This is a genomic window from Sphingomonas aerolata, assembly GCF_003046295.1.
Lineage (GTDB): Bacteria > Pseudomonadota > Alphaproteobacteria > Sphingomonadales > Sphingomonadaceae > Sphingomonas > Sphingomonas aerolata.
Window position 1 is genome coordinate 246,382 of the sequence record NZ_PZZN01000001.1, and the last position, 24,610, is coordinate 270,991.

Annotated in this window: 27 protein-coding genes and 2 tRNA genes; 11 read left to right on the top strand and 18 right to left on the bottom strand. The window is 66.5% G+C overall.

What is annotated here, in order from left to right:
* Nucleotides 1–111: 111 nt before the first annotated feature.
* From efp to relB, 7 genes are all read right to left on the bottom strand, one after another.
* Nucleotides 112–675: an elongation factor P gene (gene efp, locus C8J24_RS01235; RefSeq protein WP_037527514.1), complete on the bottom strand. Its 564-nt coding sequence runs from the start codon at nucleotides 673–675 to the stop codon at nucleotides 112–114.
* Nucleotides 676–748: 73 nt separating this feature from the next.
* Nucleotides 749–1,360 carry a M23 family metallopeptidase gene (locus C8J24_RS01240; protein WP_107929735.1) on the bottom strand — a complete coding sequence of 204 codons (612 nt, stop codon included), beginning with the start codon at nucleotides 1,358–1,360 and terminating at the stop codon, nucleotides 749–751.
* Between the two features lie 4 nt (nucleotides 1,361–1,364).
* Nucleotides 1,365–2,381, bottom strand: a complete 1,017-nt coding sequence (locus C8J24_RS01245) for a L,D-transpeptidase family protein (protein ID WP_107929737.1) — start codon at nucleotides 2,379–2,381, stop codon at nucleotides 1,365–1,367.
* Nucleotides 2,382–2,507: 126 nt separating this feature from the next.
* Nucleotides 2,508–3,194 (bottom strand): thiamine phosphate synthase, encoded by a 687-nt coding sequence (thiE, locus tag C8J24_RS01250; protein WP_031440955.1) that lies wholly within the window; start codon nucleotides 3,192–3,194, stop codon nucleotides 2,508–2,510.
* A gap of 75 nt (nucleotides 3,195–3,269) precedes the next feature.
* A complete protein-coding gene (locus C8J24_RS01255; RefSeq protein ID WP_107929739.1) occupies nucleotides 3,270–4,190 on the bottom strand; it encodes a class I fructose-bisphosphate aldolase in 921 nt (306 codons plus the stop codon).
* Between the two features lie 20 nt (nucleotides 4,191–4,210).
* Entirely contained in the window at nucleotides 4,211–4,543 is a 333-nt protein-coding gene (locus C8J24_RS01260; protein WP_056674787.1) for a type II toxin-antitoxin system PemK/MazF family toxin, read from the bottom strand.
* On the bottom strand, nucleotides 4,540–4,806 hold the full coding sequence (gene relB / locus C8J24_RS01265) for a type II toxin-antitoxin system RelB family antitoxin (protein ID WP_056674785.1): 267 nt from the start codon (nucleotides 4,804–4,806) through the stop codon (nucleotides 4,540–4,542). Before relB ends, C8J24_RS01260 begins: the two co-directional genes overlap by 4 nt.
* A 154-nt stretch (nucleotides 4,807–4,960) precedes the next feature.
* On the opposite strand from relB, the gene C8J24_RS01270 reads away from it, so the two are divergent.
* On the top strand, nucleotides 4,961–5,470 hold the full coding sequence (locus tag C8J24_RS01270; protein ID WP_056674783.1) for a TlpA family protein disulfide reductase: 510 nt from the start codon (nucleotides 4,961–4,963) through the stop codon (nucleotides 5,468–5,470).
* On the opposite strand, the gene C8J24_RS01275 is transcribed toward C8J24_RS01270, so the two are convergent.
* From C8J24_RS01275 to gap, 3 genes are all read right to left on the bottom strand, one after another.
* Nucleotides 5,467–6,657: a phosphoglycerate kinase gene (locus C8J24_RS01275; protein WP_107929741.1), complete on the bottom strand. Its 1,191-nt coding sequence runs from the start codon at nucleotides 6,655–6,657 to the stop codon at nucleotides 5,467–5,469. The genes C8J24_RS01270 and C8J24_RS01275 overlap by 4 nt on opposite strands.
* Nucleotides 6,654–7,181: an MOSC domain-containing protein gene (locus C8J24_RS01280; RefSeq protein WP_420894082.1), complete on the bottom strand. Its 528-nt coding sequence runs from the start codon at nucleotides 7,179–7,181 to the stop codon at nucleotides 6,654–6,656. Before C8J24_RS01280 ends, C8J24_RS01275 begins: the two co-directional genes overlap by 4 nt.
* A 61-nt stretch (nucleotides 7,182–7,242) precedes the next feature.
* Nucleotides 7,243–8,253: a type I glyceraldehyde-3-phosphate dehydrogenase gene (gene gap / locus C8J24_RS01285; RefSeq protein WP_107929743.1), complete on the bottom strand. Its 1,011-nt coding sequence runs from the start codon at nucleotides 8,251–8,253 to the stop codon at nucleotides 7,243–7,245.
* Between the two features lie 144 nt (nucleotides 8,254–8,397).
* On the opposite strand from gap, the gene C8J24_RS01290 reads away from it, so the two are divergent.
* The 4 genes from C8J24_RS01290 to C8J24_RS01305 all read left to right on the top strand — a co-directional run bounded on the left by C8J24_RS01290 (nucleotide 8,398) and on the right by C8J24_RS01305 (nucleotide 9,877).
* Nucleotides 8,398–8,622, top strand: a complete 225-nt coding sequence (locus C8J24_RS01290) for a hypothetical protein (RefSeq protein ID WP_031396567.1) — start codon at nucleotides 8,398–8,400, stop codon at nucleotides 8,620–8,622.
* Nucleotides 8,622–8,930 (top strand): cell division protein ZapA, encoded by a 309-nt coding sequence (locus C8J24_RS01295; RefSeq protein WP_031440961.1) that lies wholly within the window; start codon nucleotides 8,622–8,624, stop codon nucleotides 8,928–8,930. The genes C8J24_RS01290 and C8J24_RS01295 overlap by 1 nt, the downstream gene beginning before the upstream one ends.
* A 216-nt stretch (nucleotides 8,931–9,146) precedes the next feature.
* Complete coding sequence (locus C8J24_RS01300) at nucleotides 9,147–9,680, top strand: 5-formyltetrahydrofolate cyclo-ligase (protein WP_107929745.1); 534 nt, start codon at nucleotides 9,147–9,149, stop codon at nucleotides 9,678–9,680.
* Nucleotides 9,677–9,877, top strand: coding sequence for a DUF2842 domain-containing protein (locus C8J24_RS01305; protein ID WP_031396564.1), 201 nt, complete (start codon nucleotides 9,677–9,679; stop codon nucleotides 9,875–9,877). The genes C8J24_RS01300 and C8J24_RS01305 overlap by 4 nt, the downstream gene beginning before the upstream one ends.
* A gap of 71 nt (nucleotides 9,878–9,948) precedes the next feature.
* On the opposite strand, the gene C8J24_RS01310 is transcribed toward C8J24_RS01305, so the two are convergent.
* The 4 genes from C8J24_RS01310 to C8J24_RS01325 form a co-directional block, all read right to left on the bottom strand.
* Nucleotides 9,949–10,025: transfer RNA gene (locus C8J24_RS01310), tRNA-Asp, on the bottom strand.
* Between the two features lie 89 nt (nucleotides 10,026–10,114).
* Nucleotides 10,115–10,191: transfer RNA gene (locus tag C8J24_RS01315), tRNA-Asp, on the bottom strand.
* Between the two features lie 55 nt (nucleotides 10,192–10,246).
* Nucleotides 10,247–11,395 carry an AI-2E family transporter gene (locus C8J24_RS01320; RefSeq protein WP_107931384.1) on the bottom strand — a complete coding sequence of 383 codons (1,149 nt, stop codon included), beginning with the start codon at nucleotides 11,393–11,395 and terminating at the stop codon, nucleotides 10,247–10,249.
* A gap of 243 nt (nucleotides 11,396–11,638) precedes the next feature.
* Nucleotides 11,639–13,348: a class I adenylate-forming enzyme family protein gene (locus C8J24_RS01325; RefSeq protein ID WP_107929747.1), complete on the bottom strand. Its 1,710-nt coding sequence runs from the start codon at nucleotides 13,346–13,348 to the stop codon at nucleotides 11,639–11,641.
* Nucleotides 13,349–13,535: 187 nt separating this feature from the next.
* Between C8J24_RS01325 and C8J24_RS01330 the strand changes: the two genes are divergently transcribed.
* The 6 genes from C8J24_RS01330 to C8J24_RS01355 all read left to right on the top strand — a co-directional run bounded on the left by C8J24_RS01330 (nucleotide 13,536) and on the right by C8J24_RS01355 (nucleotide 20,800).
* Nucleotides 13,536–14,765, top strand: a complete 1,230-nt coding sequence (locus tag C8J24_RS01330) for a serine hydrolase domain-containing protein (RefSeq protein WP_107931386.1) — start codon at nucleotides 13,536–13,538, stop codon at nucleotides 14,763–14,765.
* A 30-nt stretch (nucleotides 14,766–14,795) separates the two neighbouring features.
* On the top strand, nucleotides 14,796–16,826 hold the full coding sequence (locus C8J24_RS01335) for a 3-hydroxyacyl-CoA dehydrogenase NAD-binding domain-containing protein (RefSeq protein ID WP_107929749.1): 2,031 nt from the start codon (nucleotides 14,796–14,798) through the stop codon (nucleotides 16,824–16,826).
* A gap of 122 nt (nucleotides 16,827–16,948) precedes the next feature.
* Nucleotides 16,949–18,130, top strand: a complete 1,182-nt coding sequence (locus C8J24_RS01340) for an acyl-CoA dehydrogenase family protein (RefSeq protein WP_107929751.1) — start codon at nucleotides 16,949–16,951, stop codon at nucleotides 18,128–18,130.
* 91 nt (nucleotides 18,131–18,221) lie between these two features.
* A complete protein-coding gene (locus C8J24_RS01345; protein ID WP_107929754.1) occupies nucleotides 18,222–19,349 on the top strand; it encodes an acyl-CoA dehydrogenase family protein in 1,128 nt (375 codons plus the stop codon).
* Nucleotides 19,350–19,422: 73 nt separating this feature from the next.
* Nucleotides 19,423–20,310, top strand: a complete 888-nt coding sequence (locus C8J24_RS01350) for an acyl-CoA thioesterase (protein ID WP_107929757.1) — start codon at nucleotides 19,423–19,425, stop codon at nucleotides 20,308–20,310.
* A gap of 76 nt (nucleotides 20,311–20,386) precedes the next feature.
* On the top strand, nucleotides 20,387–20,800 hold the full coding sequence (locus tag C8J24_RS01355; RefSeq protein ID WP_107929759.1) for a BLUF domain-containing protein: 414 nt from the start codon (nucleotides 20,387–20,389) through the stop codon (nucleotides 20,798–20,800).
* A gap of 10 nt (nucleotides 20,801–20,810) precedes the next feature.
* Here the strand turns inward: C8J24_RS01355 and C8J24_RS01360 are convergent, their stop codons facing one another.
* Genes C8J24_RS01360 through C8J24_RS01375 form a run of 4 tightly spaced genes read right to left on the bottom strand, consistent with a single transcriptional unit; the run spans nucleotide 20,811 to nucleotide 24,595 of the window.
* Entirely contained in the window at nucleotides 20,811–21,623 is an 813-nt protein-coding gene (locus tag C8J24_RS01360) for an SDR family NAD(P)-dependent oxidoreductase (protein WP_167396666.1), read from the bottom strand.
* Nucleotides 21,624–21,636: 13 nt separating this feature from the next.
* Nucleotides 21,637–22,401: an SDR family NAD(P)-dependent oxidoreductase gene (locus C8J24_RS01365; protein WP_107931388.1), complete on the bottom strand. Its 765-nt coding sequence runs from the start codon at nucleotides 22,399–22,401 to the stop codon at nucleotides 21,637–21,639.
* Nucleotides 22,402–22,436: 35 nt separating this feature from the next.
* Nucleotides 22,437–23,516 (bottom strand): phosphotransferase family protein, encoded by a 1,080-nt coding sequence (locus tag C8J24_RS01370; RefSeq protein WP_052148887.1) that lies wholly within the window; start codon nucleotides 23,514–23,516, stop codon nucleotides 22,437–22,439.
* Nucleotides 23,513–24,595 (bottom strand): Zn-dependent alcohol dehydrogenase, encoded by a 1,083-nt coding sequence (locus tag C8J24_RS01375; RefSeq protein ID WP_107929763.1) that lies wholly within the window; start codon nucleotides 24,593–24,595, stop codon nucleotides 23,513–23,515. Before C8J24_RS01375 ends, C8J24_RS01370 begins: the two co-directional genes overlap by 4 nt.
* Between the last annotated feature and the right edge of the window lie 15 nt (nucleotides 24,596–24,610).

Below are 24,610 nucleotides of genomic sequence, written 5' to 3' on the forward strand. Positions count from 1 at the left end.
CGCGCGCTATCGTCGTCGCGCAACGTCAGTCGATCACGCCACTATCGGCGCGTGCCGTGGAGGGCGGGCGCCCACCCCCCAGCCCCCTCCCGCATGCGGGAGGGGAGCAGTTCAGTCCGCGCGACGTACGTAGGTCTGCTCATAGACATCGACCACGATCCGCGTGCCGGCACCGATGTGCGGCGGCACCATCACGCGCACGCCGTTCTCGAGCACCGCGGGCTTGTACGACGACGAGGCGGTCTGCCCCTTCACGACGGCATCGGCCTCGACGATCAGCGCCTCGATCGTGTCGGGCAGCTGGACCGAAATCGGCCGCTCTTCCCAGAGCTCCATCACGACATCCATGCCGTCCTGCAGGAACGCTGCGGCGTCGCCCAGGATGTCGGCATCGAGCGTGATCTGCTCGTAATTGACCTTGTCCATGAACGTCAGCGCGTCGCCGTCGCGGAACAGATACTGGAAATCGACCGTGTCGAGCCGCACCTTCTCGACGCTCTCGGCGGAGCGGAAGCGCGTGTTGCTCTTGCGGCCGTCGATGAGGTTCTTCATCTCGACCTGCATATAGGCGCCGCCCTTGCCGGGCTGGGTGTGCTGAATCTTCACGGCGCGCCAGATGCCGCCTTCATATTCAAGGATGTTGCCGGGACGAATCTCGACCGCGTTGATCTTCATGACCGATTCCTGCTGGAAAGAGCTAGGGGCCGTCCGCCAGGCAAGGCCGTGCGGAAACCCGAAGCCGCGCGCTTTAGCGGGATGGCCGCGCGCGGGCAAGCAGCGGGTAGGGATTGACCTCCTCGCCCTGCCACCAGCGTTGGCCCGGCTGCATCCGGCTTACCCCGAAATGCAGGTGATAATTGCCTGCGCCCGCGTCACCGGTGTCGCCAACATAGCCAAGCCGGTCCCCCGCCGCGACCGCCATCCCTTCGCGCACGCCCGGCGCATAGCCCGCGAGGTGCGCGTAATAATAGGTCCAGCGCCGGTCGGGTGACCGGACATAGACGGTGATCCCGCCAAGCGCGCTCTGGAACAGCTTCTCGATTCGTCCCGGCGCCGCGGCGACGACCGGCGTGCCGCCCGCCGCCATGATGTCGGTGCCATGATGCCCGCGCAGCCCGCCGCCGCGCGGATCGTTCCAGCTGTTGCCGACCGCGGTGCGTGGGACACCCAGCACCGGCATCGTCAACGAACGGGGCGCGTCCGCAACCCCGTCCTCCGCGACCGCGACGTTCGACGCCGCCGGCGACGACGCGCGCCACGCCACCGACCGCCGCCCGCCATCCCCAAAAGACAGCATCAAAGCGAACGCGCCGACCACCAGGACGATCAGCGCGAGAATAACCCAGAACGTCCGCGTCATGCGATCAGGCCTGGAAGACCGCCTTGGTCCCCGGCTTGATCATCATCGACAGTCGCGCCGCATCCCAGTTCGTCAGGCGGATACAGCCATGGCTTTCGGCGCGCCCGATCGTCTCGGGGTTGGGCGTGCCGTGAATGCCGTAATGATCCTTGGACAGGTCCATCCAGACGACGCCGACCGGACCGTTCGGCCCCGGCGGCAGCATCTCCTTTTTCTGTCCCTTCTTCGCATCCCAGAACAGCGCCGGGTTGAAGTGGAATTTGGGGTTATAGTCGGAGCCCTTGATCGTCCACGTCCCCAGCGGCAGCGGGTCGTGGCTCGACCCCATCGTCGCGGAGAACTGCGCGATCAGCTTGTCGTTCGCGTCGAGCACCCGCAGCACGCCGTCGGACTTGTCGACGACGACGTGATCCGCCTGAGGCTGCTTCGCATCGACGTTGAGCATGTTGAGCGTCGCGCGCCAGTCGGGACGGAACTTCGGATCATAGTCGCGCGACGTCGGCAGAGCGTTGGGGAACACCACCTTTGTCCCCGCCGACAGCTTGGTCGACGGCGAGTTGAGGGCCATGATCACCGCGGGCGTAGTGTGGAACATCTCACCCAGCTTCTCCATGACCGTCCGGTAGCCGATCGTCTGAAGCTCGGCCTGCTTCGCCGGGTCCTTGGGCAGCGGATTGACGAATGGCCCCGCCAGCATCCCGGGCGTCAGCGCGACCGTGACTGTCGGCCGTGCCGCACGATAGGGATACAGCGCGCGCATCGTCTTCGTGTCGGGCTTACCCGTAATCGGAAGTCCCTTCGCCTCCTGGAACCCCTTGAGCGCGGCCACGAGCGATTGCCCGCCGCGACCGTCAAGCACCCCGGGCCCAAAGCCCAGATGGTCGAGAATCACCTGTACATGCAAGACGTTGCGATCGATCGGCACGGGGGTAACGGAGGTCGACTGTGCGGATGCAGACGTGGTCGCACCGAGCAGAACGGCGGCCAGAACCGAGGTCTTCGTCAGAAATGCTGTCGTCATGCCGTGATCCCAAACCGTTACGCCTGTGGATCAAACGGTCGGGACGTCTGTTGTTTCCAACGGCTTGGCGCAAGCACCGTCACAGGCTGGAAGTGCAGTCCGTGTAACACCAGTCCCGCATCCGGCTCAGCGCTTGGCGAGCACCTCGCCGAATGCCTTGACCGCAGCGACCTCGTCGCCATTCCAGACGGCGCCCGACACCGCGATGAAATCGGCCCCCGCCGCCGCCAGCGCCGCGGCATTGTCGGGCGTGATCCCGCCGATCGCGACACACGGCATTTCGAACAGCGTCGACCACCAGGACAAGAGCACGGGCTCGGCCAGATGCTCGACGGTCTTGGTCGTGGTCGGATGAAAGGCCCCGAATGCGACATAGTCCGCACCGGCCTCGCCCGCTTCCATCGCCAGATGCCGGCTGCCGTGACAGGTCACGCCGATCTGCGCATTGGGGCCGAGCTGCGCGCGCGCCTCGCGCGGATCGCCATCGCTCTGCCCGAGATGCACGCCGTCCGCGTCGAGCCGCTTCGCCAGCCCGATATCGTCGTTGACGATGAACGCGACGTCGCGCTCGGCGCAGATCGCGCGCAGCGGCGCGCCGAGCGCCGCAGCGGCGTGCTGGTCGATGTCCTTCACGCGGAACTGGAACGCCGCCACCGGCCCGGCGTCGAGCGCACGTGCCAGCCGCTCGGGAAAGTCGCCGCCGACGTCGAGCGGCGAGACGAGATAGAGCTGACATGGCGGCCGCCGCATGTCGCGGCGGAAATTCTCGGCGAATGTCGGGTCGAGCGGGCCCAGCGGATCTTCTTCGGTCATTCCCCGCCCCTAGCGGGTCGCGCCGCGCCCGTCACCCCGGCGCAGAGCCGGGATGACGGACGTGCGAAGCCGCGCTTATTCCTCGTTCTTGTAGATCCGGATGATCCGGTCGAGCATCGCCAGTGCCTCGTCGCGCGGACGCTGGAACGTGTTGCGGCCGATGATCGAGCCGTTGCCACCGCCGTCACGAATGTCGCGTGCATCCTGGAAGACCGCATCCGCACCCTTGGACGCGCCGCCCGAGAACACGTTGATGCGACGCCCGGCAAAGCTCGACTGGACGACGTGTTTGACGCGATCGGCCTGCTTGGACCAGTCGGTGCCGGCATAAAGCGGCTTAGCTTCCTTCTGCTCGATATGATCGGTCGGCAGCTTGGTCTTGATGATGTGCGCTCCGAGCAGCGCCGCCATGTGCGCGGCATAGGCGCCGACGTCGAGCGCGAGCTCGCCGTCCTTGGTCAGCTCGCCGCCACGCGGATAGGACCAGATCACGGTCGCGATGCCGACCGACTTGGCCTCTTCGCTCAGCTCGCGGATTTCCTCGACCAGGTCGAAGAACTGGTCCGCGCCCGGATAGATGGTGAAGCCGATCGCCGCCGAGCCGAGCCGCACCGCATCCGCCACGGTCGCGGTCACCGCCTGGTCGATCGACGTCGCCCAGCTGTTCGAGCTGTTGCACTTCAGGATCGTCGGGATCTGCCCGGCGAACGTGTCCGCGCCCGCCTCGAGCATGCCGAGCGGCGCTGCATAGGCGCTGAGCCCGGCGTCGATCGCGAGCTGATAATGGTAATGCGGGTCATAGGCCGCCGGATTGACCGAGAAGCTGCGTGCCGGGCCGTGCTCGAAGCCCTGGTCCACGGGCAGGATCACCAGCTTGCCGGTACCGCCGAGCTTGCCCTGCATCAGGATGCGCGCCAGGTTCGCCTTTACGGCCGAACTCGTGGCCTCGTACTTGTCGAGGATGGTCTTGATTTGCGGTGTGATCGTCGAGGTCATGATAAGTCCTTTTCTAAAATCTAAAGGGCGAGCCACCGGCGCAGTGCCTGATCCACGGCAAACATGGTTTCGTCGGACGCCGCGCCGACCCGTCGACCGATGCGATGCCGCCAGACCGATTGCACTTTGTCGATACTGACCTCACTCGACTTGAGGAGCCCCGTATCGGCATTGGCCGCGATCGGTATGCGGAACAGTCCGAGGCCGGCAAGCTGGCTGGTGATCAAGCACACAGCAACGCTGTCGTGATCCTGCAGGAACGCATCGGCCTGAACCACGAGCGCAGGGCGCGGCTTTCGCGCAAAATCCCCCGCGCCGGCATCAGCAATAGTCACGATATCGCCGCGTTTCATTCGGCGGCAGACAGACTGTTGGTGGCAGGCTCCGGATCATCCCAGGCTACGCCCAGCCGCTCCCATGCCTCGTCGTCTTCGGTCCAGCCAAGTGCTGCGGCCGCAAGCGATTGCCGCCGCGCTTCGGCAAGGAACGCCTCATCGTGGCGTTCGACGTAGCGGCGCACAGCTTCGCGTGCGATATCGCTCTTGCTGCGTCCTTGCGTGCGGGCAACCGCCGCGAGTCGTTCTTCGAGGTCGCTATCGAGCCTGACGCCGAGCATCCGAGTCTCCGTTTAACATGTTAAACATAGGCAAGGGGCGGCGCTTGATCAACCCCTGCTCGACTGTACTCGAACGCGCGCCAGGGACGGATTGACGCACCATCCCCGGACGCCGAGGATGGCGTCGGGAAAACCTCCGGGGGGAGAGCGGGCGATGACGGTTTCGACAAAGGGCGTAGTCGCGAGCGCATTGGCGTTGGCAATCGCGATGACGCCGTCCCACGCGTCAGCGACGATCAAGGTCGGCGACCGGGCGCCAAAGTTCGAAATGACGCTGATCGACGGCAGCAGGATCAGCAGCACCGACCTGCATGGACAGGTCGTCATCCTCAATTTCTGGGCGACATGGTGCGGGCCGTGCAAGGCTGAATTGCCGCTGCTCGATACCTATTACCGGCTGCGCAAGGGCAATGGCCTGCGCGTCTTCGCGGTTGCAACCGAAGACTCGCTCCCGGCGTACAAGCTGAAACCGGTCTTCGCGGCGCTGGCGATACCATCGGCGCGGCGGATCAAGGGCGCGTTCGGCGTCATGGGCGCGCTGCCGACCAACTACATCATCGATCGCGCCGGGGTCGTCCGCTATGCGAAACCCGGCGCGTTCGACCTGGCCGACCTGAACAGGCTGCTCGTGCCCCTGCTCAACGAGCCGGCGCCGACGCCTTAACGCGTCAGCGCGGCGACGCCGGGCAGGTCCTTGCCCTCCATCCATTCCAGGAACGCACCGCCCGCGGTCGACACGAAGGTGAACGCATCCGCGACCCCGGCATGGTTGAGCGCCGCGACCGTATCGCCACCCCCTGCGACCGAGACCAACGAACCACCCTCGGTAAGTGCCGCCGCGGTCCTGGCGAGCGCGACCGTGGCGGTGTCGAACGGCGGCGTCTCGAACGCGCCGAGCGGACCGTTCCAGACCAGGGTCCGGCAATTCTTCAGGACGTCGCCAAGCGATTCGACCGCAGCCGGGCCGACGTCGAGGATCATCTCGTCCGCTGCGACCTCGTGCACGTTGATCGTGCGCGTTGCGGGGTTCGGCTTGAACTCCTTCGCGACGACGACGTCATAGGGCAGATGGACGGTGCAGTTCGCCTTGTCGGCAGCCTCCATGATCTGTTCGCAGGTCGCGGCGAGCTCATGCTCGCACAGGCTCTTGCCGACATCGACGCCGCGCGCGGCGAGGAAGGTGTTGGCCATGCCGCCGCCGATGATCAGGTGATCGACGCGCGTGACCAGGTGCCGCAGCACGTCGAGCTTCGACGAGACCTTCGCGCCGCCCACGACTGCTGCCACGGGATGCTCCGGCGCACCCAGCGCCTTCTGGAGCGCGTCGAGCTCGGCCTCCATCGCGCGGCCGGCAAAGGCGGGCAGGACATGCGCCAGCCCCTCGGTCGACGCGTGCGCGCGGTGCGCGGCGGAGAAGGCGTCGTTGACGTAGAGATCGCCCAGGCTGGCGAAACGCGCGACCACCGACGGATCATTCGTCTCCTCGCCGCCGAAGAAGCGCGTGTTCTCCAGAACCGCGATATTGCCGGGTTCGAGCATCGCGACCGCGTCGTCCGCGCCTTCCCAGTCGACATAGCGAACCTCGCGGCCCAGCACGTCGCTATACGGCCGGACGACCTGCGAGAGGGAGAATTCCGGGCTCGGATTGCCCTTGGGGCGGCCGAAATGGGCGAGGATCAGGACGATCGCGCCCTTGTCGGCCAGTTCGCCGACCGTCGCGACGGTTGCCCGCAAGCGCGTGTCGTCGGTGACGGACCCTTCGGCCATCGGCACGTTGAGGTCTTCGCGGACGAGCACGCGCTTGCCCCGCACATCGCCCATGTCGTCGAGCGTCTTGAATGGCTTGCTCATGGTTCTTCGATCCTGATCTCGTCACCGACGGCGATTCTGCCGCCCATCAAAACGCGGGTACACGCCCCGCCCCGCCAGTCGGACGTGAGCGCGGCGAACAATCCTGGCGCCAGGGCTTCCATGCGTTCGCACGGATCGGTGTGGCGCGTCACCTCCAGCACCACGTCCGCGCCGATGCGGAGCTGGGTGCCGGGTATCTGGGGAAGGTCGAAGCCGTCGACGAGAAGGTTCGCGCGGCGTTCGTACCAGGGAATATCACCGCCGACTTCGGCCATCGCGGCGTCCCAGTCGCCGCGTTCGAGGAGCGTGACCTGACGCCGCCCCCTGCCGCCGGGCTTTACATAGCCGCGAAAGTCACCGTGCAGGCCGGCCTCGATGGTGATCTCGACATGGTCGATGACCTCCATCGGAGCTTTCGCGCGAGCGTGACGCGCGATGCCGGCGATCGTGCCTGCCCTGTTCAAGGTCGAGGCCACCGCCCCCTGCCCGTTCGTGTCGAGCGCAGTCGAGACACCATCTGTCACGCGAGGCGGCTTCTCGACTGCGCTCGAAGCGAACGAAAGAGGGGGTACATAGATCGCAAGTTCAGATGAACTTCGCCATCGCGGTGGCCGTATCGACCATGCGGTTCGAGAAGCCCCATTCATTGTCGTACCAGCTGACGACGCGGACCAGCTTGCCGTCGATCACCGCGGTCTCCAGGCTGTCGATCGTCGACGAGGCCGGGGTATGCTGGAGATCGATCGAGACGAGCGGCTCGTCCGACCAGTCGAGCACGCCGACCAGCGGACCGCTCTCGGATGCCGCCTTCAGCACCGCGTTCACTTCTTCGCGGGTCGTGTCGCGCGAGGGCGTGAAGGTCAGGTCGATCAGCGAGACGTCCGGCACGGGCACGCGGATCGCCGAGCCGTCGAGCTTGCCCTTAAGTTCGGGCAGCACTTCGGACACGGCACGCGCGGCGCCCGTCGTGGTCGGGATCATCGACATCGCCGCAGCGCGTGCGCGACGCAGGTCCGGGTGGATCTGGTCGAGGATCTTCTGGTCGTTGGTATAGGCATGGATCGTCGTCATCAGCCCGCGCTCGATTCCGATCGCGTCGTTCAGCACCTTGGCGACGGGGGCCAGGCAGTTGGTCGTGCACGACGCGTTCGACACGATCGTGTGCTCGGCCGTCAGCTTGTCGTGGTTGACGCCGTAGACGACCGTCAGGTCGACATTCTTGCCCGGTGCCGAGATCAGCACCTTCCTGGCGCCGGCGTCGAGATGCTTCTGGCAGCTTGCCTTGTCGGTGAAGAAGCCGGTGCATTCGAGCACGATGTCGACGCCCAGTTCGGCATGCGGCAGGTTGGCGGGGTCGCGCTCGGCGGTGACGCGGATGCGCTTGCCGTCGACGACAAGTTCATTGCCCTCGGCCGTCACGTCGCCCGGATATTTGCCGTGAACGCTGTCGCGCTTGAACAGCCAGGCGTTCGACTTGGCGTCGCCGAGATCGTTGATCGCGACGAGTTCGAGTGCGCCGTTCGACTGCTCGAGAACCGCGCGGGCAACGAGCCGGCCGATCCGCCCGAAACCGTTGATCGCAACCTTGACCGTCATTGCTGTATCTCCGCTACGCCCGTGAGTCCGTTCCGGGCGCGCTGCCTTTGCGGGGCGGTGGGGCGCCCTGTCAACACCATGGACGGTGTGCGGCACGGGCGAAAGCCGCTTGCCGCGCCCCCCGGCCATGCTATCTCGCAATCTATGCCAGATACTCTTCCCGACGCGCCGACGGCCGTCGACAGGCCTCCCGACGGTCCAACCGCGGTCGACAGGATCGACGCCGCTATCGGCCGGATCGAAGCCGCGATCCACGCACGCGCCGAAAGCGGCGACGCACTCGCCAGACGCCATGCCGCACTCAAGGCGCGCATGGCGGAGGCGGTCGCCGCGCTCGACGACGTCATCACCCGCGGGAGCCCCAACTGATGGCGCAGGTCATGCTCGATATCGGTGGCCGGCCGCATGCGGTAGCGTGTCGCGACGGCGAGGAATCGCGCGTCCGCCTGCTCGGCGCGATGCTCGCCGAACGCTGGCCGGTCGCGGACCGCGCCGCCGGGGGGCTCAGCGCCGAACGCGCAATGCTGTTCGTAGCGCTCATGCTCGCCGACGATCTGGACGAAGCCGCGCATCGGCCGCCCGAAGGATCGGCGGTCAGCGAAATAGCACTGACGCGCATCGCCGATCGTCTCGAAGGACTCGCACAGGCCCTTGAGCAAAGCCCGCCGAGCGCCTAGATTGGCTTTGGCGGGTTCTGCCCGGTACGAGCCTTTATTATCCCTGAGGCTATTCATCATCCATAGGGGGCTGTCCCTGTTAGGACCCTGGTCCGAAGCATATGGTCCCCACCTGACGTACCGTGCGTCAGTGGATAACCCGGCACACGGCCATGGTGGGCCCGCCACATCACCATTCCCGTCATCGGACGATACCCGCATGATCGATCCGCACCCTTGAGCGACAAGGCCGCGCTCCGCACCGCATTGCGGGCCGCCCGTGCGGCCGCCGCGCCGGTCGAGATCCGCGTCCCGGACGCGTTCCGGGCCCGGCTTTCGTCCGGCCTGACTGTCGCCTCCTATGTTCCGATGGCTGGCGAGGCGGATCCCTCCCCCTTCGCACGCGCCGCGATTGAAGCAGGGTGCGTCATCGCGCTGCCGCACGTCGTGCGCCGCGACCAACCGATGCGGTTTCTCGCCTGGGAGACCGAGGCGGCGCTGATCGCCGGCCCCTTCGGGCTTCACCAGCCCCCGGCCGATGCCGCCGCGCTCGCCCCCGACATCATCCTGACCCCGCTGGTGGGGTTCGATCGCCACGGCAATCGCATCGGCCAAGGCGCAGGCTATTACGACCGCGCATTTCTCGCGCATCCCGACGCATGGCGAATCGGCATCGCGCTGGCGATCCAGGAGGTCGACGCTCTGACGCCCGACGCCTGGGACGTGCCGCTTCACGCCATCGCCACAGACAAGGATTGGATCACCCCATGACACCTAGCTGGCGCAAACCCGCCGGGATGCTCGGCATCCTGTTGCTGATCACCCTGTGGTGCGTCGCGATCGTCAGCCTGTCGACGATCGTCGGCAGCTGGCACTGGCTGGGCCAGCTGGCGTTCTATCTCGTCACAGGGTTGATCTGGATAGCGCCGCTGAAACCCGTGCTGCGCTGGATGGAGACGGGGCGCTGATCCCGGTCGCTAAGCGGACGTCATCTCGAGGCGGCTGATAATTTAATGGAAGTCTCGGCCACCCCTTGGGGTGGCGCGAGTGACGGGACTCGAACCCGCGACCTCCGGCGTGACAGGCCGGCGCTCTAACCAACTGAGCTACACCCGCATTCCCAATGACGAACTCTGCACAGCACCCGCAAACGGGTCTGGCAGTCGTCACCGTCATAGACACTATCTCACACCATCGACGAACGATGGCGCGAGTGACGGGACTCGAACCCGCGACCTCCGGCGTGACAGGCCGGCGCTCTAACCAACTGAGCTACACCCGCTGAAACAGCGTGGAGGCGGCAACTAGGCGAGGGTTGGGATAGCGTCAACCCCCATTCAGCCGCCTGTTTCACGTTGGTCGTCGGACGCGTCCCCCCGGCGCCGATTCCGCCCGCTTTTCTGCTGCACCAGCGTGCCATGCTCGAACAGGAACCCCGCGATATCGGGCTTCCCCGCTGCGCCCAGCACGGTCTGAATGATGATCAGCAGTGGCACCGCCAGCAACGCGCCGAGCGTGCCCCAGACCCAGCCCCAGAAGCTCAGAGAGATCAGGATCAGCAGCGGGCTGATCGTCAGCCGGTGGCCGACGATGAACGGCGTGATCGCATTCGCCTCGACGAGGTGCAGGCCGTACATCAAAGCGGGCGGGAGCAGCGCCATCCAGATATCCGAAAACGTCATCAACCCGCCCAGCCCGAGCAGGAACGCGCCGATCACGGGTCCGAAATAGGGGATGTAGTTCAGCAGAGCGACGATCCCGCCCCACATCGCCGGATAGGGCATGCCGATCGCCCACAAGGCGGTACCGGTCACAATCCCGAGAAGGACGTTGATGACCGTGATCGTGCCGAGATAGGCCGAGACGTCGTCGACCACGTCCTGGATCACGCGTGCGGTCGCCATCGCACCGTCGAAGCTCGTGCGGCCCGTGATCGTCTGCCGTCGCATCCCCGTCCAGCCGGACAGGAAGAAGAACACGATCAGGATCCCGAACAGCAGCTGGACGATCACCGCCGGCGCAGATGTCGCGGCGAATTCCAGGATCGAACTTGGCGCCGCGACGCCCGCGGTCGCGGGCTGCTTGATCGGCGTCGACGCGACCTGCCGCAGCGTCCGGTTCACATATTTCTCGAGGCTCGAATAGAGATCAAGCAGCGGCGCGAGATTGCTCTGGATCCGGTCGAGCCGGGTCGGCAGCAGCCGGAAAAAGTCGGTTGCCGGCACGAGGATCGCGGCGATCGCGACATTGGCGGCGACCAGGAACACCAGGATGCACGCGAGCGCCGCGATCGGCGACGGCACGCCCCGCCGTTCGAGCCATTCGAGCACCGGGATCAGCGCGACGGCGATCACCAGCGCGGTCGTCAGCGGCAGGAAGAACTCAGCCCCTGCCTTCAACGCGAACGGCAACGCGATGACCAGCCCGATTCCGGCGGTCAGCGTCAGCGCGGCGAGCAGGCGATCGCGCCGCTGCGCGATCCGCATCGCATCCTCGACACCAACGCCGAGCGGGGGTTCGAACACCCCTTCCGCGCTGCTCGCTGTGGTCGCCCCACCCTCGGCGGGCGGCGGCCCTCCCTCATGGACGTCCGCCGTACCCGCCTGGGCCGTATAATCGTCGTTCGCCATGCCGTTACCCCTCGCTTGCCCTTCCCCTTGTCACAATCGGGGCGGCATTCAAGCGGTGTTGACACTCCGCCTGCGCGATGCCGAACGAATCGCCCTAAACTATGATGCCGTGGCCGGAATCCGATCCGCAAAAAGCGATTGCAGGTCCTTTTTCAGGATCTTGCCGTTCGCGTTGCGGGGCAAGGTCTCGGGCACGAAGCGGATGGCGACGGGCGTCTTGAACGCCGCGAGCCGTTCGCGCACCCAGGCCTGCAGTTCCGCCTCGCTTGCCCGCGCACCGGGGGCGAGGTGGACGACGGCGACCGGCTCCTCGCCCAGCGTGCGGTGCGGCAGCCCGATCAGCGCGCAGTCGGTGACCGCGGGATGCGCGTAGAGGACATTCTCGACCTCCGACGAATAGATGTTCTCGCCACCCCGGATGATCATGTCCTTGGCTCGGTCGACGATGTAGCAGAACCCCTCCTCGTCGAGCCGCGCGAGATCGCCCGTCCGCACCCAGCCGTCGATGAACGTCGTCGCGGTCGCCTCCGGCTTGTTCCAATAGCCCTTCACGATCATCGGCCCGCGCGCCCAGAGTTCGCCGACCTCGCCGATCGGAAGCTCGGTAACGCCGTCCTCCGCGACGATCTTCAGGTCGACGACCGGCGCGGGGGGGCCCGCGCTGCTCGGCCGGTTCAGATAATCCTCCGCGCCGTGATGCGTGACCGTCGCCATCGTCTCGGTCATGCCCCAGCCATTGCCGGGCAGCGCACCGAGCTCGCTATGGATGCGCCTGACCAGCTCGGGGGCAGACGGCGCGCCGCCATAGGCGATCGATTCGAGCGACGAGAGATCATAGTTGCCGCGGTCGGGATGCTCGATCAGCTGCCACGCAATCGTCGGCACGCCGCCGGTCACGTTCACCTTTTCGCGTTCGATGATCTCCATCGCGCGGACGGTGTCCCACTTGCGCATGAAGATCATCGTGCTGCCCGTCGCGATCACGCCCATCATGCCCGCCGAGCAGGCGGTGACGTGGAAGAGCGGGATGACCGTCAGCGTCACGCGCGGGGTCGGCTCGGGCGGCATCTCGCCGCGCCGCAGAGCCGAACGCGCGCCCGAATAGCCCCCGGTCAGGATGTTCGACATCATGTTGCGATGCGTCCCCAGCGCCCCCTTGGGGGCACCGGTCGTGCCGCTGGTATAGAAGATCGTCGCATCGTCGTCGGGCGCGATCACCGCGTCGGGCAGCGGCTGATCGGGCAGCGCCGCCCAGTGCGAGGACGTCCCGATCACGCCCTCCAGCGGCGCTGCGATACCCGTCAGCGGCGCGACCGCGCGGCTGACCAGCACCTGCTCCAGCGACGGGATCGTCGCGTAGATATCCTCGAGCCGGTGATGGCGTTCATCGTCGGTGATCAGGACCCGGGCACCCGAGTCGGCGAGACCATAGGCCATCTCCGCCCCCGTCCACCACGCGTTCAACGGCACCATCACCGCCCCGATCGCCGTCGCTGCGAAGAACGCGACCGGCCATTCGGGCAGGTTGCGCATCGCCAGCGCGACGCGGTCGCCCGGCCCGATGCCGAGCGCCCGCAGATGCGCCGCCAGCGTCGTCACCGCGCGCCACGTCGCCTCATAGGTCACGCGCTCGTCTTCATAGATGGTGAAGACGCGCTCGCCATGTCCGCGCGCGGCCTCGATCAGGTAACGCAGCGACGGCGGCGCATTCTTCCACACGCGCGTCGCGACTCCGCCGATCGTCACGGTCTCCATCTCGAACTTGCCGCCGGGCGCAGTCAGACGCCGTTCGGTTTCCGCCATCGACATGACCGGCCAGTTGGGGTCCAGGGCGATGATTGGTTCATGAGCCAAGGCCAGCCTACTCCAAATATGAATTTCGGGTTTGGCTTATCCGCCAACCAGATGCACGTTTAGAGTTGATTTGCACGCCACTCAAGGCAATAGGAGTGCCCATGTTCGAACCGGGGGTATGGTGCATGCGGGGAAGCTGGCGATGACCGCCGCGTTCGCTGGGGCGGCTGAACGGCATGGCTTCGATCCGGCACGGCTCGCCGCGATCGATAGGCTGTTGAAAGACCGCTATATCGTCACCGGCAAGCTCCCCAATGCGCAGCTGCTGATCGCGCGCGACGGCGAAACCGTGCATTTCTCGCATCAGGGCCTCGCCCGCGAGGGCGGCGCGCCGATCGACGAAACGTCGCTGTTCCGGATCGCGTCGATGACCAAACCGATCACCTCGGTCGCGTTCATGATGCTGGTCGAACAGGGCCTCGTCGCGCTCGACACGCCGGTCCATCACGTCCTGCCCGCGTTCAAGGGGATCGGCGTCTATAATGGCGGCGGTGCGGGGGTCCCCTTTGCGGTGAAACCGACCGCCGAGCCGATGCGGATGATCGACCTGCTCCGCCATACCTCGGGGCTGACCTACGGCTTCCAGAATCGCTCGAATGTCGATGCCGCCTATCGCGAAGGCAAGATCGAGAACTGGCACGGCAATCTCGATCTCGACGGCTTCGTCGCCGCGCTGAGCGCGCTGCCGCTCGAATTCTCGCCGGGGACCGCGTGGAATTATTCATTGGCCACCGACGTGCTCGGCGCGGTGGTCGAGCGCGTCTCGGGCGTCACGCTCGACACCTTCTTCACGACGCGGATCTTCGTGCCGCTGAAGATGGACGACACGGGATTCCAGGTTCCTGCCGACAAGACGGATCGCCTGACCGATTGCTACACGGTCGCGCCGGGCAAGGGGCGCACGATGCTCGATCGCGGCGAGAAGAGCGCGTGGAGCCGTCCGCCGACGCTGTTGTCGGGAGGCGGCGGGCTCGTCTCGACCGCGCTGGACTATCAGCGCTTCTGCCAGATGTGCCTCAACGGCGGCGAACTCGACGGTGCGCGGATCCTCGGCCGCAAGACGCTCGAACTCATGACGCAGAACCATCTGCCCGGCGGCGCCGACCTGACGACGATGTCCCGGTCGATGTTCAGCGAGGCGACGAATGCCGGCACCGGTTTCGGACTGGGCTTCGCGGTGACCATCGATCCCGTCCGATCGATGATGCCGGGGTCGAAGGGCGAATATTACTGGGGCGGGATGTTCTCGACCGCCTTCTTCATCGACCCGGTCGAACGCCTGTCGATGGTCTTCATGACCCAGGTCTCGCCCAGCAGCCTCTACCCCATCCGCCGCGAACTCAAGACGATGATCTACGCCGCCATGACCTGATCCGTCAGCGGCCGTTACCAGGAGAGAATAATGACCACCCCGATCCGCACCGAACGCCATGACGACGTTCTCGTCATCATCTCGAACAACCCGCCGGTCAACGCACTCGGCGCGGCAGTCCGCCAGGGGCTCGAAGCCGCGATCAAGGACGGCGTCGCCGACGCGAGCATCACCGCGATGGTGATCCGCTGCGACGGCCGCACCTTCTTCGCGGGCGCCGACATCACCGAATTCGGCAAGCCGATGGTCGAACCCGGCCTGCCGACCGTCGTCGACATGATCGAGGCGTCGTCCAAGCCCGTCGTCGCCGCGATCCACGGCACCGCGCTCGGCGGCGGCTGCGAAATCACGCTCGGCTGCCATTACCGCGTCGCCGTTCCCTCGGCCAAGATCGGCACGCCCGAGGTCAAGCTCGGCCTCCTCCCCGGCGCGGGTGGCACGCAGCGCATCCCGCGCATCGCCGGCGTCAAGCTCGCGCTCGAGATGACCGCCAAGGGCGATCCGATCTCGGCGAAGAAGGCGCTCGACGCCGGCCTGATCGACAAGATCGTCGGCGAGGACAGCCTCGAAGCCGACGCGATCGCCTTCGCGCGCGAGATCGCGGCGAAGCGCCCCCTGCCCCGCGCGTCCGAGAAGACCGCGCAGGCCGATCCCGACGCGGTCGCCGCATTCAAGAAGGATAACGCCCGCCGCTTCCGCAACTTCGACGCCCCCGCCGCCAACATCGCCTGCGTCGAGAAGGCCGCCGACGGGTCGAGCTTCGCCGAGGGTGTCGCGTTCGAACGCGAGCAGTTCATGGCGCTCATGATGGGCGTCCAGTCCGCCGCGCAGCGCCACATCTTCTTCGCCGAGCGCCAGGCCGCCAAGATCGACGACGTCCCCGCGGACACGAAACTGCGCGAGATCAAACGCGTCGGCGTGATCGGCGCGGGCACGATGGGCGGCGGCATCGCGATGAACTTCCTGTCCGCCGGCATCCCCGTCACGATCGTCGAGATGCAGCAGGAGGCGCTCGACCGCGGCACCGGCGTCGTCCGCAAGAATTACGAGGCGACCGCGGCCAAGGGCCGGATGAAGCCCGAACAGGTCGAACAGGCGATGGCCGCGCTGAAGCCCACGCTCGACTTCGCCGATCTCGCCGAATGCGACCTGATCATCGAGGCGGTGTACGAGACGATGGAGGTGAAGAAGGAGATCTTCACCAAGCTCGACGCAATCGCCAAGCCCGGCGCGATCCTCGCCTCGAACACTTCCTATCTGAACATCGACGAGATCGCGGCGTGCACGAAGCGGCCCGAGGACGTCGTGGGCATGCACTTCTTCTCGCCTGCCAACGTCATGAAACTGCTCGAGGTGGTTCGCGGTGACAAGACCGCGGACGACGTGCTCGCGACCGTCATGGCGCTTGCCAAGAAGATCAGGAAGGTCGCGGTGGTCGCGGGCGTCACCTATGGCTTCATCGGCAACCGCATGCTGATGCCGCGCCAGGTCGAGGCGACCAAGCTGCTGCTCGAAGGCGCGAGCCCCGAGCAGATCGACCGCGTCCACGTCGCGTTCGGCATGCCGATGGGCCCGTTCCAGATGAGCGACCTCGCCGGCGTCGACATCGGCTGGCACCGCGACCCGAGCCGGATCGAAAATATCCGCGACGCGCTGGCGGCAGAAAACCGCTGGGGCCAGAAGACCAAGGCGGGCTTCTACGACTATGACGAGAAGCGCACGCCGTCCAACTCCCCCCGCGTCGCCGAGATCATCGACGATTTCCGCGCCAAGTCGGGCGTCACCCCGCGCGAGATCAGCGACGAGGAGATCGTCGCGCGCACGCTCTACACGATGGTCAACGAAGGCGCGCTGATCCTCGAAGAGGGCAAGGCGCAGCGGGCGTCTGACGTCGATGTGGTGTGGATCTACGGTTACGGCTGGCCGGTCTATCGCGGCGGCCCGATGTTCTGGGCGCAGTCGGAAGGCTTGCCAAAGGTCGTAGCCGGGCTCGAGAAATACGGCTTCCCGGTTGCCAAGTCGCTGAAGGATGCCGCCGCGAGCGGTGGAAAGATCAAGTAAATTCTACGCCCTCTCCCCTCGGGGGAGAGGGCCGGGGTAAGGGGCAGCCAAGCCGTGCTCCGCCCCTGGCAGCCCCTCACCCCACCCTCTCCCCGCAGGGGAAAGGGAGAAAGGAAGACCCGATGACCGACCTCGACACCTTCCGCACCGAAACCCGCGCCTGGCTCGCGGAAAACTGCCCGCCCGAGATGCGCAAGCCCGTCCGCTCGGAGGACGATGTCTGCTGGGGCGGTCGCCAGTTCAAGCCATCGAGCCCCGCGCAGAAGGACTGGCTCGACCGGATGGCCGCCAGGGGATGGACCGTCCCCGACTGGCCCAAGGCGTACGGCGGCGGTGGCCTGTCGCCTGCCGAAACCAAGATCCTCCGCGAGGAAATGGCGGCGATCAAGGCGCGCAACCCGCTCAACAGCTTCGGCATCTCGATGCTCGGGCCGGCGCTGCTCAAATATGGCACCGAGGAGCAGAAGCTCGATTACCTGACCAAGATCGCCCGCGGCGAGATTCGCTGGTGCCAGGGCTATTCCGAACCCAATGCGGGCTCCGATCTCGCCGGCCTCGCCACCTCGGCGGAGAACAAGGGCGACCATTATCTCGTCAACGGCCAGAAGGTCTGGACCAGCTACGCCGACAAGGCGGACTGGATCTTCTGTCTCGTCCGCACCGACAAGACCTCAAAGCAGGGCGGAATCAGCTTCGTGCTGTTCGACATGGCTACCCCCGGGGTCTCGACCAAGCCGATCCTGCTGATCAGCGGCAATTCGCCGTTCTGCGAGACCTTCTTCGACAATGTCGAGGTCCCCAAGGTCAACCGCGTGTACGAGGAGAACAAGGGCTGGGACGTCGCCAAATATCTGCTCGGCCACGAACGCGAGATGATCTCGGGCATGGGGCTCGCCTCGTCGGGCGGCAACCCGCTGATCGACGGTGCGATCGCCACCGTCGGGCTCGGCCATGACGGCCGTCTTGCCGACCCGCTGCTTCGTGCGTCGATCGCGCTGTTCGAGGTGCGCGCCAAGGCGTTCGGGGCAATGTCCGAACGTTTCATCGACGAACTCAAGGCGGGCAAGGCGCACCCCGCGCAGCCGAGCATGATGAAATATTACGGCACCGAGCTGAACAAGTCGCGCTACGAACTGATGATGGCGGCGGGCGGCTCCGACGCGCTCGAATGGGAGAGCGACCGCTCGCGCGGCGGTGCGATCCCGCGCTCGTGGCTGCGCACCAAGGCGAACTCGATCGAGGGCGGGACGAGCGAGATCCAGCTTAACATCATCGCCAAGCGGATCCTCGAACTGCCGGCCTGAGCTCTACCGTTCTCCCGCGGAAGCGGGAGCCCAGAATCACGAACGATGCGCGCGGGGCTCCTGGGCCCCCGCCTCCGCGGGGGGAACAGAAATGCCACTCTATCTCGACGACGACCAGACCGTCCTTCAGGACACGATCCGCGACTTCGTCGCCGAACACGCCCCCGTCAGCCACATGCGCGCGCTTCGCGATGCCGAGGACGCCACCGGTTTCTCGCGCGACCTGTGGAAGCAGTTCGCCGAGATGGGCTTTACCGGCATCCTGATCGGCGAGGATCAGGGCGGGCTCGGGCTCGGCCATGTCGAGGCGGGCGTCGTGCTCGAACAGATCGGTCGCAACCTGTCGCCCTCCCCCTTCCTGACCACCGCCGTCGCCGCGGTCGAAGCGCTCAAGGGCACCGGTCAGGCCGAACGCTGGTTCCCCGGCATCATCGCCGGCGAGACCGTCGCCGCGCTGGCGATCGACGAGGCCGCCAAGCATCGCGACAGCATCGCGATGACCGCCGAACGCGCGGGCAACGGCTTCAGCCTGACCGGCGCCAAACGCTTCGTCGCGCACGGCCACACCGCCGACCTGATCATCGTCGCCGCACGTACCGCAGGCGGCGCGGACGATGCCGACGGCATCACCCTGTTCGCCGTGCCGAAGGACGCCGCCGGGCTCAGCGCGAACGCCGAACGCCTCGCCGATGCGAGCCTCGCCGCGCGCCTCGACTTCGACGGGGTGGAGGTCGATGCCGATGCGGTGATCGGCGAGGTCGATGCCGGCCGCGCCCCGCTCGACCGCCTGCTCCGCGCGGGTCGCACCGGCGCGTCCGCCGAGCTGCTCGGCGTCGGCGGCGGCGCGATGGACATGACGATCGGCTATATGAAACAGCGCAAACAGTTCGGCACGCTGATCGGCAGCTTCCAGGCGCTCCAGCACCGCGCCGCGCATCTCTATTCGGAGATGGAGGTCGCGCGCGCCGCGGTGCTCAAGGCGCAGCAGCTGCTCGATCTGGGCCACGACAAGGCCGACGAGGCCGTTTCGGTCGCCAAGGCGATGACCGCGCTCGCGACGACGCTCAGCGTGCAGGAAAGCGTGCAGATGCACGGTGGCATCGGCATGACCGACGAATATGACATCGGCTTCTACATGAAGCGCGCGCGCGTGCTGGCCGAGCTGTTCGGCGACGCCAACTTCCACGCCGACAGGCTGGCCATCGCCGCGGGCTATTGACCCGAACTTGTACCCCCGCGAAGGCGGGGGCCCAGACTGGGCTCCCGCCGTCGCGGGAGACCAAGGAGGTCAAATGCCTGACGATACTGCCGAAGTAACACCCCAAGCCCTCGCCCAGGGCCTCGTCGACCTGCTTGAGATCGACGAGGTGGACACCGACCTCTATGTCGGCAAGCGCCAGCCCGGCGGCGTCGGTCGCGTGTTCGGTGGCCAGGTGATCGCGCAGGCGCTCCAGGCCGCGCAGCGCTCGACCGAGGCGCCCAAGGCGGCGCATTCGCTTCACGCCTATTTCATGCGGCCGGGCAACGAGGATTACCCGATCGTCTACCGCGTCGTCCGCGATTTCGAGGGCCGCAGCTTTGCGACGCGTCGCGTCATCGCGATGCAGAAGGGCCAGCCGATCCTCAACATGGCGGCGTCGTTTCAGACCCCCGAGGATGGTCTTCACCATCAGGACGCGATGCCCGACGTCGCGCCGCCCGAGGAGCTGCGCTCCGATCGTGACCTGCGGCTGGAGAATATCGACGGCATTCCCGAAAAGTTTCGTGCACACATGCTGCGCTGGCGCCCGATCGAGGTCCGCCCGGTCAACCCGCGCAGCTGGATCGATCCGCCCGCGCAGGCGCCGAACCATGCCAACTGGTTTCGCATCGTGGCGCCGATCGGCGATGACCCGGCGATGCACCGCGCGGTCCTGTCCTATGCCTCGGACATGGCGTTGTTGGGAACCGCGCTGCTGCCGCACGGGATCAACTGGATCACGCCGGGTCTGCAGACCGCCAGCCTCGATCATTCGCTATGGCTGCACGAGGATTTCCGCGCGGACGACTGGCTGCTCTATGCCTGCGATGCCCCCTGGTCGGGCCATGCGCGCGGCTTCAACCGCGGCAAGATCTTCTCCCGCGACGGACGGCTGGTCGCGAGCGTCGCGCAGGAGGGGCTGATCCGGATGCGAAAATAACCTTGGTTTACGCGGGTTAACCCGGTCTTCGTAACTTCCGATTAGTCCCGCGGGATCATTCTCCGGGATCATCGGCATGCAGCGCCTTCTATATATCAGCACGTCGCGTAGCCGTGTGACACAGCCGGTCATCGACGAGATCCTGCGGGTCTCGCGTCGCAACAACGCCGCCGCGGGCGTGACCGGTCTGCTCATCGCTGGCGGCAACAGGTTTCTCCAGGTGCTCGAAGGCGATGATCTCGCCGTGTCGCGCACCTTCGATCGCATCCAGCGCGACGACCGGCATTTCGCGATGGTGCAGCTCGCGAAACAGACGATCACCGAGCGCAGCTTCGGCAGCTGGGCGATGGGATTTGCCAGCGGCGCCGCGCCTGGCGGTGGCGCGACGTCGCCCGCCGCCACGATCGCGGCCCTGATCGCGCCGATCGAGGATCCGACGCTACGCGGCTATTTCACCGGTTTCGCCGACCTGCATCTCTCAGCCGCCTGAGCGGACCGCGTCAGGCTGCGGTCTTGCCGTAATCCTGCCGCGTCACGGGATGGCTCGACGACAATCCGCCATCGACCACGATCGCCTGACCATTGACGTAGCTTGCGTCATCGGAGGCGAGGAACACCGCGACCCGGGCAAGCTCCTCGGGCTGCGCGCCGCGGTGGAGCGGGTTGAGGCGGCCGACGCGGTCCATCTTGTTGGCCTCGCGCGCGTAATCGAACACCGGCTTGGTCATTCCCGTCTCGGTCAGCCCGGGGCAGATCGCATTGACCCGGACGTTCGCACCCGACAGCTGCTGCGCCGACACGGCCGCGAGGTTAATCACCCCCGCCTTGGACGCGGAATAGGCCGGCGACCCTGCGCCCGACCGTAACCCGGCGACACTCGCGGTCAGAACGATCGCGCCGCCCCTGCCCGTCTCGGCCGCGTGCGCGACGATCCGTGGTGCCGCGTGCTTGATGGCGAGGAACGGACCGATCAGATTGACCCGCAGCACTTCGGTGATCAGCGCGACGTCGGTGTCGAAGAGATTGGCCATGCCGCCCGAGATCCCGGCATTGGCGAACAAAACGTCGAGCCCGCCATAGGTATCACAGGCGAGCGCGACCATGCGGATCACATCCTCCTCCTCCCCCGCGTCGACGCGGATCGGGGTGGCGATGCCGCCGGCCTGGCTGATCAGATGCGCGGTCTCGTCCGCACCCTCGGTACGGTCCGCGACGACGACATGCCCGCCCTCCGCCGCGAACAGCAATGCCGCCGCGCGGCCGATGCCCGATCCTGCGCCGGTGACGATGATCGACCTGTTCTCGAACCGCATGATGCCCTCCCCTTTAGATCGTGACGCCGCCGTCGATGACCAGCGCCTGCCCGGTCATGAAACGGCTCGCGGATGCAGCGAGAAACACCACCGCGCCCGCGATTTCCTCGGGTTCGCCGATGCGTCGCAGCGGCACGCGGGTGTTCGCCGCGGCGATCCGCTCGGGATCCTCCCACAGCACGCGCGCGAAATCGGTGCGGATTAGTCCTGGCGCGATACAGTTCACGCGGACGCCCGACGGGCCAAACTCGACCGCGAGATTGCGTGCCAGCTGCATGTCGGCGGCCTTGCTGATGCAATAGGCGCCGATGACCGGCGATCCGCGAAGCCCGCCGATCGAGGAGATGATGATGATGCTGCCGTCGCGCTGCTCCGTCATGCCGGGGGCGACCATCTGGATCAGCCAGTGGTTGGAGACGATGTTGTTGTCGAGGATCTTGCGGAACTGGTCGTCGCCGATCCCCGCCTGGGGTCCGTAATAAGGATTGGAGGCGGCATTGCAGACCAGCACGTCGATGCGGCCGAACGCACTGCGGGTCGTGTCGACGAGATGCTGGAGCGCCGCCTTGTCGGCGATGTTCGCCGCGACCGCGATCGCGCGGCCCTCGCCGTAGCGCGCGTTGATCTCCGCCGCGACGGCATCGCACGCCTCCTGTTTCCGGCTGGAGATCACCACCCTCGCGCCATGTGCCGCCAGCTCGAAAGCGCTCGCCTTGCCGATCCCGCGCGACGATCCGGTGATGATCGCGACCTTCCCGCTCAGGTCGAACTGCGTCATGCCCTGCCTCTCCCCTTCCGCATTCGGGACGTGCGTCATGCGCCCGCCTTCACCGCAAAGCCCCATGCCGCATCCGCCAGCGCGTGCACCTTGGCGACCGTCGCCTCGGCCTGCGCGCTCGACGCGGTGCCGTCGATGATCCGCTTCTTGATCCCCTGGACGATCCCGGTGAGCCGGAAGAGGTTATAGGCGAAATACCAGTTCAGATCGGGGACGCCGTCCCGCCCGGTCGCAGCGCAATAGCGCGCGACGACCTGCTCGATCGTCGGAATCCCGGTCTCCGGACCGGTCAGGCCGAGCACCCCCGACCGGCCTTCGGGCTCGGTCACCCAGCTCATCAGCATGTAGGAAAAATCGGCAAGCGGATCGCCGAGCGTCGACAGCTCCCAGTCGAGCACCGCGATGACCTTCGCGCCCGCGCCGTCCGTCGCATGGGCGAAGATCATGTTGTCGATACGATAGTCGCCGTGGACGATCGACGTCCGCGTCTGGTCGGGCAAGGTCCGTGGCAACCAGTCGATCAGCCGCTCGACCGACTCCATCCGCTCCGTCTCCGCCGCGCGATATTGCTTGGTCCAGCGCCCCACCTGCCGCTCGAAATAATTGCCGGGCTTGCCATAGGATGCGAGCCCCGCCGCCGCATAATCGGTGTTGTGAAGCGCGGCGAGCGCGTCGATCATCGCGTCATAATGCGCGCGGCGCTCGGCGGGCGTCGCACCCGGCATCGCGCCGTCCCAGATCGTCCGACCCTCGACCATTTCCATCACATAGAATGGCGCGCCGATGACGTCGGGATCCTCGCATAGCCCGTACGGCCGGGGCACCGGAAAGCCTGTCGGATGAAGCCCGGCGATCACCGCATATTCGCGCTCGACCGCATGCGCCGAGGGCAGGATCGGCCCGAACGGCTTGCGGCGCAGGACATAGGCGCGCGCCGGTGTGTCGAGCCGATAGGTCGGATTCGACTGGCCGCCGGCAAATTTGGCGTAGCGCAGCGGCCCGGCAAAGCCTTCGACCGACTCCGTCATCCATGCCGTCAAACGGTCGAGATCGAGCCGGTCCCGCTCGCCGACCGGGATCGTACCGACCATCGTGCTGGCTGCGTCGCTGCTCATGCGAAGGTGATCACGCTGCGCGTCGTGTCGCCGCGGCGCAATTCGTCGAACGCATCGTTGATCCGTTCGAGCGGCATCCGGTCCGCGATGATCGTGTCGAGATCGAGCAGCCCGCGCATGTAGAAGTCGACGAGCCGCGGGATGTCGACCGGGAACCGGTTCGACCCCATGAACCCGCCCTGCAGCCGCTTGCCCGACAACAGGTCCATCGCCGACAGCCCGACCTTCTCGCCCAGCGGCATCATCCCCAGGATCGTCGCTGTCCCGCCGCGCCGCAGCACCTTGACCGCGGTCGCCGCCGACTGCGTCCGGCCGACCGCCTCGATCGCATGGTGGACGCCGCCCTTCGTCAGCGCGACGACCTCGTCCGCGGCGGTCTCGGACAGCGCGTCGAAGCTGTGCGTGGCGCCAAGCTTCTCCGCCATCGCGCGCTTCTCCGGCACCGGATCGAGGGCGATGATCTTGCCCGCGCCCGCGATCTTCGCCGCGTTCACTGCCGCCAGCCCAATCCCGCCGCACCCGACCACGCACACCGTCTCGCCCGGCGTCACGTCGGTCGTGTTGAACACCGCGCCCGCCCCGGTCGTGATCGCGCAGCCGAGCAGCGCCGCACGGTCCATCGGCATGTCGCGGTCGATCGCGACACAGGCATGTTCGTGCACCAGCATCATCTCGGCATAGGCGCTCAGGTTGAGCATCTGCGCGATCGGCCGGTCACCCAGCATCAGCCGCGGCGGCGCGCCCTTCGGACGCCGCACCGAGCTGTCGACGCAGAGCGCCATGCGACCGGTCACGCAGAACTCACAGTGGCCGCAAAACGCCGAGAGGCAGGTGACGACATGGTCGCCCACCTTGACCATGGCGACCTCGTCACCGACCGCCTCGACCACGCCGCACGCCTCGTGCCCCGGAATGGTCGGCATCGCATGCGGATAGGCGCCGTCGACGAAGTGCAGGTCGGAGCGACACACCCCGACCGCGACGGTACGGATCAACACCTCACGCGGACCCGGCTTCGAGACGGTGACGTCCTCGATGCTGAGCGGCGTATTGGCTTCAAAAAGGACTGCGGCTTTCATGGGTGGTCTGGCTCC